Annotated in this window: 9 protein-coding genes; 7 read left to right on the top strand and 2 right to left on the bottom strand. The window is 46.1% G+C overall.

Annotated elements, in window-relative coordinates; all coding sequences use genetic code 11:
* Nucleotides 1-11 precede the first annotated feature (11 nt).
* Genes COT43_04010 through COT43_03985 form a run of 6 tightly spaced genes read left to right on the top strand, consistent with a single transcriptional unit; the run spans nt 12 to nt 5,865 of the window.
* Nucleotides 12-2,165, top strand: a complete 2,154-nt coding sequence (locus tag COT43_04010; GenBank protein ID PIS29359.1) for a hypothetical protein — start codon at nt 12-14, stop codon at nt 2,163-2,165.
* Between the two features lie 4 nt (nt 2,166-2,169).
* On the top strand, nt 2,170-2,955 hold the full coding sequence (locus COT43_04005; GenBank protein ID PIS29358.1) for a biotin--[acetyl-CoA-carboxylase] ligase: 786 nt from the start codon (nt 2,170-2,172) through the stop codon (nt 2,953-2,955).
* Entirely contained in the window at nt 2,952-3,725 is a 774-nt protein-coding gene (locus COT43_04000; protein ID PIS29357.1) for a pantothenate kinase, read from the top strand. The genes COT43_04005 and COT43_04000 overlap by 4 nt, the downstream gene beginning before the upstream one ends.
* 19 nt (nt 3,726-3,744) lie before the next feature.
* On the top strand, nt 3,745-4,704 hold the full coding sequence (locus COT43_03995) for an aldo/keto reductase (GenBank protein PIS29356.1): 960 nt from the start codon (nt 3,745-3,747) through the stop codon (nt 4,702-4,704).
* A complete protein-coding gene (locus COT43_03990; protein PIS29355.1) occupies nt 4,701-5,477 on the top strand; it encodes a hypothetical protein in 777 nt (258 codons plus the stop codon). Before COT43_03995 ends, COT43_03990 begins: the two co-directional genes overlap by 4 nt.
* A complete protein-coding gene (locus COT43_03985) occupies nt 5,470-5,865 on the top strand; it encodes a hypothetical protein (GenBank protein PIS29354.1) in 396 nt (131 codons plus the stop codon). Before COT43_03990 ends, COT43_03985 begins: the two co-directional genes overlap by 8 nt.
* An 8-nt stretch (nt 5,866-5,873) precedes the next feature.
* Here COT43_03985 and COT43_03980 read toward each other — a convergent pair whose 3' ends face one another.
* Nucleotides 5,874-8,102: a hypothetical protein gene (locus COT43_03980; protein ID PIS29353.1), complete on the bottom strand. Its 2,229-nt coding sequence runs from the start codon at nt 8,100-8,102 to the stop codon at nt 5,874-5,876.
* A gap of 71 nt (nt 8,103-8,173) precedes the next feature.
* Complete coding sequence (locus tag COT43_03975; protein ID PIS29360.1) at nt 8,174-8,605, bottom strand: hypothetical protein; 432 nt, start codon at nt 8,603-8,605, stop codon at nt 8,174-8,176.
* Nucleotides 8,606-8,845: 240 nt separating this feature from the next.
* Here COT43_03975 and COT43_03970 point away from each other — a divergent pair.
* A partial coding sequence (locus COT43_03970) for a hypothetical protein (protein ID PIS29352.1) occupies nt 8,846-9,687 on the top strand: 842 nt, incomplete at its 3' end.

Here is a 9,687-nt window from a genome sequence, read left to right as displayed (position 1 = left end):
GAAAGTAAAAAATGATTAGAACACAACAATTTTTACAATTGGCGATTTGTTTCCTCGTAATAAATCTGATGCTAGTTGCCGAAGAGGGCATGTATCCTCCGGATCAGATACCGGCCAAAATCAGCGGTCTGAAAATAAAACCGGATGAATTATATCAACCAAACGGCGGCGGAGTTGCCGGTGCGGTGCTGTGGTTCGGCGGCGGTACAGGCTCGTTTGTCTCTGCTAATGGATTGGTATTGACTAATCACCATGTGGCATTCGGCGCAATCCAAAAAAATTCGACAACGGAGAATAATTACCTTGAAAAAGGCTTCTATGCCCGGACGCTCCCCGAAGAATTGCTGGCGCCTGGCTACGAGGCTTCACTTTTAGTTGGTTTTGAAGACGTTACTGCAAAAATATTGTCGGCGCTGACACCTGAAATGTCGCCCGCTGAACGTATCAAGACTGTGGAACTCGCCATCGCAAAGCTCGAAGCCGAAAGCGAAAATCTTGAAAATGGCTTGGAGGGAAAAGTTCATACCATGTTTAGCGGCGCCAGTTATTATCTTTATAGGTATATGAAATTCAAAGATATTCGTCTGGTTTACGCTCCACCTCAATCCATAGGTAATTATGGTGGAGAAACCGATAACTGGATGTGGCCACGCCATACCGGCGACTTTTCATTTATGCGGGTTTACTGCGCCCCGAATGGCAAGCCAGCCGAATACAGTAAAGATAATGTGCCTTATAAACCCAAAGTTTTTCTGCCGATTTCCACGCAGGGACTGAATCTCAGCGATCTTGTCTTCATTTTCGGTTATCCCGCCTATACCAATCGCAACGCCACCAGTTTTTCGGTTGCGTATAACCAGAATATCAGTTACCCTCTGCGTATCCAAATTTTTGAAGAAATTATCAATGAACTTGAAGACGAAAGCCGTAAAGACCCGGCTACGGAAATTCTGCTGGCATCGCAGATCAAAAGTTTTTATAATAGCTTGAAAAATAATCGTGGTCTGCTGGCTGGATTTAAAAGCGATAAAATTCTTGATCAGAAACGTGCCGCTGAATCAGCTTTTCTGGAAAAAATTGCCGAAAAACCAGCCTGGCAGAAACAATACGGCGTCGTTTTACCAACCATTCAAAAGGCATACGACGAATACTACACCAACGTTGAGCAGGATACTTATATAGGTTACCTGCGCTATGCCACCGTTTTCTCGGACGCGCTGACCATCGAAAAGTGGAGCCGTGAGAAAACCAAGCCGGAAAATGAACGTGAATCCGGTTATTTCGATTATCAAATAGCTCGCTCAAAGCGTACCTTTAAGAATAGACGAATCGGTTACTATGCTCCTGCGGATGCGCGTATTATTACAATGTTGCTGAAACACTTAGCCGCTTTCCCGGTAGCCGAACGTCCTACTTTCCTGCGTCAGATGATCCATGAGCAGACTGGTATCGAAGCCGAAAGGACAATTGCGAATTACATTGATGATATTTTTGCCCGAACCAAGTTTACTGATACCGATGAATGTCTAAAAATGTTCGACTTAAGTGCGGAAGAGTTGACAGCCCGGCAGGACCCGCTTTTAACCTTAGCCGCCGACGTGAACCGTGAAATGGAACGCATCCAGCTGAGAAGGAAAACCATCAGCGGCGAGATGTTGATTCTTGAACCACAATATTTTTCCGCTTTAAAAAATGTCACGGGGCGTCAGATCTTGCCCGACGCCAATCGCGGTCTGCGCTTTACTTACGGCCATATTGAAGGTTACAATCCGCGCGATGGTGTCATTCACCAACCACAGACGACTTTAAGTGGCGTGATCGCCAAGAATACAAACGCCGAACCATTTGCCGTTCCTGAAAAATTGATTGACTTGTCAACGCACCGTGATTTCGGCCGGTGGAACGACGTGGAATTAAACGACATTCCGGTCGCTTTTCTCAGTACTTGTGACATCACCGGCGGCAATTCCGGCAGTCCGGTGATGAATGCCAAGGGTGAAATCGTCGGTTGTGCCTTCGACTGCAACTGGGAAGCACTGACCAATGACTGGCAGTACAATCCGGCTCTGACTCGCACGATCAGCGTTGATATTCGTTATGTACTTTTCGTGCTGGATAAATTTAGTTCGGCCACGGAATTGATCGAGGAGATGAATCTGCGCTGAAAATATGAATTCCTTTAAAATCACCAAACTGCCGATCGAGACAAAAATTCTCAAGTCGCAGGTTATTCATTTCGAATCTATTGACTCGACCAACGCCTATCTGCTCGGCAAACACACGCATCCGCACGGAACAATCGTTCTCGCCGATTATCAAACAGCAGGACGCGGCAGACGCGGCAGACAGTGGATTTCTCCGCCGGAATCTGCAATTCTGTTTTCCATCTACCTACGCGAAAATTTCCGTGAAATTCCGATCTACGCGTTTACATTTTTAGCGGCGGTCGGCGTCTTTGAAGGCATCGCTCGATTCGTTTCGCCTGATTCCATTTCACTGAAGTGGCCGAACGACGTGATGATCCATCACCGAAAAGTCTGCGGCATTCTTGTCCAAAGCAAGTCGTCGTCCGAAGAAATGTCCATCACCATCGGCATCGGCGTAAATGTCAGCCAGCCAAGTTCTTTTTTCAAAGACGATTTGGTGAACGCCTGTTCGATTCTTTCCGCAACCGGCATTCGTCTGGAACGCATCGAACTCCTGAATTCCATCGCAGAGGCGCTCGACGCCAATCTGGAATTATTGAATCAATCTGGCGCTGATGCGATTATGACCAAATGGAAACACTACTGTCCGTACATCGGGGGAAAAATTGTCGTCACCGACGATTTTAACCGCTACGAAGGAATTTTCCAGGATGTTTCGCCTATAGGCGCGCTGATTCTTAAAACGGAAACCGGCGATCGCACATTTCATGCCGCTGAAGTTTCGATCGAAAAGGAGACATTATCATGATTCTTGTTGCGGATATTGGCAATACGAACATCACGTTCGGTGTATTTGAGGGTAAAAATCTGTTGAATTTCTGGCGATTGAACACGTCGCACTCGCGTACCTGCGATGAATATTGGCTTGACATTAATCTTCTCTGTCGCGATGCGCAATATGATATTCGGCGAGTAGAAGCCATTGTCATCGCTTCCGTCGTTCCAGATCTGACGCAAACATTTAAAGAAATGACAACGAAATATCTGAAAGTGGAAGCGATGATCGTTGCTCCAACTTTAGACCTCGGCTTAAAATTGCTCGTCGATGAACCCAACCAACTGGGAGCCGACCGGTTATGCGACATTGTCGCCGCCAAAGCACTTCTTTCTTGTCCGCTTGTTGTGATCGATGTCGGCACTGCGACGACTTTTGACGTTCTCGATGCGAATGGCAATTACATTGGCGGAGCAATCGCACCCGGATTGGTCATAGCCGCAACCAACCTCGTTCAAAAAGCCGCCCAACTCTACGGTGTTGAAATTACCGCTCCGGAGCATATCATCGGTAAAAATACCCGCGAACACATGCAAAGCGGCATTTTCATCGGGCATATCGCTATGATCGAAGGAATGATTGAGCGAATCCGCTCGGAAATGGCTGTCGATTCGCTTTCGATTCTAATCACCGGCGGTTTTTGCGACGAGATTACGCATCATTCCAAAATCATCACACATACCGACCGTTTGCTGACATTGAAAGGCATTCGGCTGATTTGGGAACGAAACCGTAATTCCTAACCCAAGGAGGTAACTGTTCATGCAATATGTAAAACTTGGAAAAAAAGGACCAACCGTTTCGTCGATCGGATTCGGCGCATGGGCGATCGGCGGCCTCAATTGGGGCAAAACGGATGACGACGTTTCCCGAAATGCCTTACGAAAAGCGCTTGATTCCGGCGTCACATTGATCGATACTGCCGATAATTATGGCTACGGTCACTCCGAAGAATTGATCGGCGGAGTATTGAAAGAACGCGGCAAAGGTCGGGTCATCGTTTCCACCAAAGCAGGCAACGACTTTTATCACGCGAAGGCAGAAGACGACGCTGGTTATGGACCGATTCGCCAAAACACAGACAAGAATTACATCATTTTTGCGGCGGAGCAAAGTCTGAAACGGCTCGGATTCGAGGCACTCGATGTTCTCCAACTTCACAGCCCAAACATCGAAAATCTCGACCGCGATGAGCCATGGTCGGCTCTTCTGCAACTAAAAAAAGACGGTAAAATCATCCATTCCGGCTGGAGCGTCCAGTCATTTAAAGAAACCGATCAGGCGTTCATCCTCGACCAATATAATGAAGCGATCGACGTCATTCAGGTTCGGTATAACTTGCTGGAACGCGAAGCCGAGAAAGTCCTTTTTCCAAAAGCGCTGAAATATGGAATCGGCGTCATCGCTCGGATTCCAATTCTGTTCGGATTATTGACGGGAAAATTCAATCGCGACAGCCGGTTTGGCGAAGACGACCATCGACGAATGAATCTTTCGCCTGAAAAACTGGACGACTACTTGCTCAAACTGGATCAGATGAAACCGCTTTTCGTTCGGTATCCCGACCAAACGATGTCGCAGGTTGCTTTACGGTTTTGTCTTTCTCATCCCGCATGTCAGACGGCGATTCCCGGCGCGAAGACCACCATGCAGGTCAAAGATAATTGCGCCGCGTCCGACTTTGGAAAAATTCCGATAGAGGAAATTCCAGCACTCGCATGATGCTTTCTTTATTATATAGGCAGAAATTCGCCCGAATCTTTGCCGTAATAATCATGTCCTTTCTGCTGATTTTTCCAGAACGATTATTTTCTGGAATGACAGAAACATATGAGTACCGCGTCGATTTTATTGTCGTCCCATCTGTCGATCTTAAAATGAAAATTTCGCAAACGAATTACAATGGAAAACGCGTCGAACGGCTCCAGTTTTACACCAAGACAAAAAAAGTGTTCTCAACTTTTTTTGCCATCGATAATTACTATGAATCACTCTATGATCCGACGGATTTTTCCGTTCAGTTTGGGAAAAAAATCATCGAGCAACCAAATGTCAAGCAGGAGATTACATCCGTTTACCGCAACTCGCGCGTCGAATATTCGAATGGAAAATCCATAACTATTCCGCCAAAGACGCACAATTTTTTCTCACTCTTGATGCACATCCGTACATTGAGCATTGATGAGATTCAAACATTTCTCGTCCCGGTTGAAATCGAAGGTAAACTCTTTGACGCGAGCCTGAGGTACATCGGCGAGGAACGACTCTCCGTAAGCAACAAAACGCTGATAACCGACCAGATCGAAATTCTCCTTTCAGAAGTGATCCCTAACCAGACGCCAGTAACAAAACTGACCGATGTATTTTACTGGAAGATCGGCTCGGCCGAAGGCAAGCGGACGGTCTGGCTCGAAAGGGGCGGACGTCGGCGCATTGTTCGCACGGAATTTTTCATTTCACCGACTTGGCTAACAGCGAGGCTAATCAATGAATAATGATTTTTTTGCCAAACTAAAATTGTTCTGGATAAAAAACCGAAAATTGATCATCACATGGCTGATCATTATTTCGGGTATAACGCTCGGGTTGTTGTTCCATGTGGATAAAGCTGTCATTACCGTCATCGCACTGGCTTTCGGCGTTTTCTCAAATGCCTTCGCCGGATTATTGGGTATAATCGGACTGGTTCCACTGCTGGGACCAATTATCGTCAAAGTTCTTTCCCTGCCGTTTTTCTGGCTGATGAATGCCGTCGGCTACTATGTTTCTGCCATGGCAATTAAAAAAGGATACAAACAAGACGTTCTTTCCTATCGGATCGTCACCGTCATTTTTCTAATCGGTTTCGTGCTTGGCTTTATCATTGCCAAACTCATCGGCTGAGAGACGTTCTAATCGCTCCAAAAAGATAGAATAAACGCTCCAGAACCAAGTCCGATACGCGGCACCACCCCTTGATATTCGGCATGGTTTTCATCATAATATTGCGGGATAAGTCCATAGTTGTTCAACGATTGGCCAACGATCCATTTTCTTACTTCATGCAATCGGGATGAATTTGGATTCCGTTGGAGCGCCGCCAAAATCCGTAAATCGCCAAAAAGCCACTCCTGTTTATTGCTGGGAGTTCTTCGATATCCACGCTGAGAACTTTTCATAGCCAGATATTTATCATAGGCGGCGAGCGTGCCTTTTGTGATATTATCCTGAGACGTGTAAATCCAATTCAGGGCTTCAACTGACGAGGCATCCATGTAAATGAACGGATTCTTGTCTTCGAGATTCCCCTTCAGCGAATTTTCTTCAACGTCGACTAAATTTTTATCGATATTTATCCTCAGCGCATTCGCGGCGTCTTCGTATCCGACGATGCGTTTTTGATCGTTCAGGAAACGCGCCATAAATGATGCGCTTACCAACCCGTTGTAAGCGCATGCCGATGAATAGAGATAATGTTTTTTATCCGATTCCCGTCCCCAGGGACCGATGTCGGAACGGATCAAGCCGGTCTCATCGATGGAGTTTTTCAGGACATCGGCGATCTGGTTTGAAATTTTCCGCCAGTAATAGTTGAGAAATTTGATGTCCTCCGTCTTCTCGACATATTGGCGAAGATTCCAGAGTGTTAGCCCGAGCCCTTCGGTCTCAACGATAACACCGTTGTCGGTCTGCTCGGATTCCTCGACGCCATTTCCAAGATAACGAAAGACCGAGACGGCATAATCCTGCCCAACGCCGGTTGGATTTCCCTGCCAGTTATATCGTTTGTATTTTCCGCATCGGCCGTTCATGATGAACTGCAGAGCCGCTAAGGCTTCCTCAGAATGCCCGGCCTTCAACAAGGCGCTGGTTGAATATGCCTGATCGCGCACCCATGTAAAATTTAGATTGGATGGCGGTAAAGAAGACACGATCTGACCGCGCGCCGGAAATTCTTCACGGCACTGCGACATTTTGATAAGGCACAGTGATTGATAATAAAGCCTTTTTTCATTCGCCGTGATGTCATTTGGCAGAATTGTTGCCCGATGCCATTTCTTCCACCAGTCAATTTCCTCGAATAGCGCCGAAAATCCGGGATGCTCATTCTTGAATTTCGTCAGAAAAGTGTAGCCGTCTGTATGTTCATCCGAATCGAAGGAAACCAGCGCTGTCAGCCATTTAGTTCCATTCGCTTGATACGCCCACTTCCCAATGTTCACCTGAAGGTTTTGCGTGTTCACCTCGAAATTCAACGATAGATTTTCGATGTCTTTTCCCTCTAGAACAATGAAAAATATCCAAACCGGTTTATCGACGGAAAATGGACAAAACGCGTATTGCGTGAGTTTGTAATTTTCACCGACGAGTTCGTGCTTCACGATTCCCGTATTTTCAATATAACCCGCGTCACTTGATGTTAGCGATTTCAATTGAATTTCATCTTCACCGCGGAAAAGGATTGCCCGCGCCGAAGAAATCACTTTTTTGGTCGGCGTTTTCTCGTCAAATCTCCGATACACGTGCGGGTAAAAATTATTAAAGACACAATTTTGAACGTCATAATTCGCTGTCGATATTCCATTTGTGAACGGGATTTGGAACCAGTTACTATTGATTTTAGGCTTCTTAACCTTGGGCTCAGATTTTTTCTCCGGTATCAGAATTTTCAACGGCCCCCGATAGACTCCGCCGTCTTTCCCTGAATCGAACACGCGGACGGCAAGCACGTTTTCGCGATGAAGCAATCTCCCCGGAATGATGTATTTACGAATTTTATCTCTACCGGTTACATAATCGGGCGGGAATGAGCCATTTGTTCCGACCTTCTCACCATTTAAAAACGTTTCATCCACGTCATCGATTTTCCCCAGTATTAATGCGACTGAATCAACTTGACAGGTTGCCGAATCCAGCGAAAAATGGTAACGATACCAGCCGAAGCCGTCGTAGTTCTTATAACCCTGTGCTTCCCAATATGACGGGATGAGAATTCCATCCCAGAGCGAATCGTTCAGGTCTGGATTTGCCCAACTGCTGTCATCACCGGTGCGAAACAGCCATTTTCCTATGAGCGATACATCGCAAAATGCAACCGACCAGCAGAGAAGGAGGCAACCGGTTATTCTAAGAATTTTCATGAAACGAGGCGATCACTATTTTTGGCAAAATCGATAAACACTTTAAAAGATTCGAACTTGTAAAAACAAACTTAAATTTGCAAAAAGCTTCCCTCAAGTTCAAGCAACTTCCGCTTTATCGGTAAACCGCTGGCAAAACCAGTTAAATTTCCATCCGATCCTACGACGCGATGGCACGGAACAATCAATGGAATCGGATTATTGTGCAATGCGCCGCCAACAGCACGCGCGGCTTTTGGCTGGTTCATCCAGAATGCGATATCGCCGTAGGTCACCGTCTTCCCATAAGGTATCATCCACGTCCAAAAAAGAACCTTGAGCGAAAACACCGAACGGATTAACAACGGATGAATTTTTGGAGTCGGATAGGGCTTTCCATTGGAAAACGAACATTGGACTTCATCGGCAATTTGTCCGGCAAAATCCGAAGATGACGCTTGACGAATCTTCACGCCAAAACGTACCAATTTTTCTTCCATTTCCGTCCATTCGTCTTCAGACATGCAGACGGCAACTACGCGACGTTCCGCCGTGACAACTCGAATATCCATCGTTCCATGACTTTCGCTAACGAAAACGGCTTCAACTTTTTCATCTGGATCGAATGTAAACCCCGCCTGATCCATCGCTCCGGATAATAGAGCTCGACAGTCAGAACAGTCGCGCCAATGGGAAAAAGCATCCACTTCGACGCCGACTCCCGCCCGATGGGTGATTAATTCAATTGTCAATCGCTTTGTCAAATGTGTTTTCATATTCATTCCGGCTGTTATCAAGGACAGGGAAAATTTAATGATAGATTCCTGAATCGCGAAAAAAATCTTTGTTTGAAAAAATTGATGGCGCTTGCCCTCCGCGTTATTAAATTCAATTGCGTTACAAAAGGAAAAGAAAAGATGAAAACGAACCCACTAATCGAATACGACAACAAAATCTTCTCAGCCATCGCCGTTGCGCGTTATACCGAAGCACTCTGGGTTGCCAATGAAGAACTGCATCTCGCATATGAACGATTCGGAACCGCAAACTCCGAAACCTCCAAAGTCCTCAACAATCTCGGCTGGATTCACGACCTGATGGGACATGCAAAAGAAGCGGAAGAAAATTATCTCAAGGCGCTGGAAATTAAGGTTCAAGATCAGAACGCACATTCCGCCGACGTTATTCCGACACTTGAAAATCTCGTGACGCTTTACATCAGCCAAAAGGAAAATGAGAAAGCGAAAACCTTTTTAAATAAACTCATCGATGTCGTCGAAACGCTGAACGATCCTTACAAAATGCGGAAAAGCGTCTATCTTTGCAATCTCGCCGAGATTGAAGAATCCGAAGGCGCATTCAACCGCGCCGAATGGTATTATCAGCAGGCAATCGGTTTTCTCGAGGCAAACTATCCCTACGATCATCCAAACATCGGCCGGACATTCGGTAAACTCGGCGCGTTGTTCCAAAAACTGGACGATTTCCAAAAATCAGAATTCTATTACTCACGCTCACTCCGGATTCTCAAAAAGCATCTCTCTCCGAATCATCCCGATGTTCAATTTACGCTTCAGGGTTTGAAGGAAATCTACGCCGCCGTTGG

It is taken from the genome of Candidatus Marinimicrobia bacterium CG08_land_8_20_14_0_20_45_22, from assembly GCA_002774355.1.
Taxonomy (GTDB): Bacteria; Fidelibacterota; UBA2242; order UBA2242; family UBA2242; genus 0-14-0-20-45-22.
This window is presented reverse-complemented; position numbering and strand designations above follow the sequence as displayed.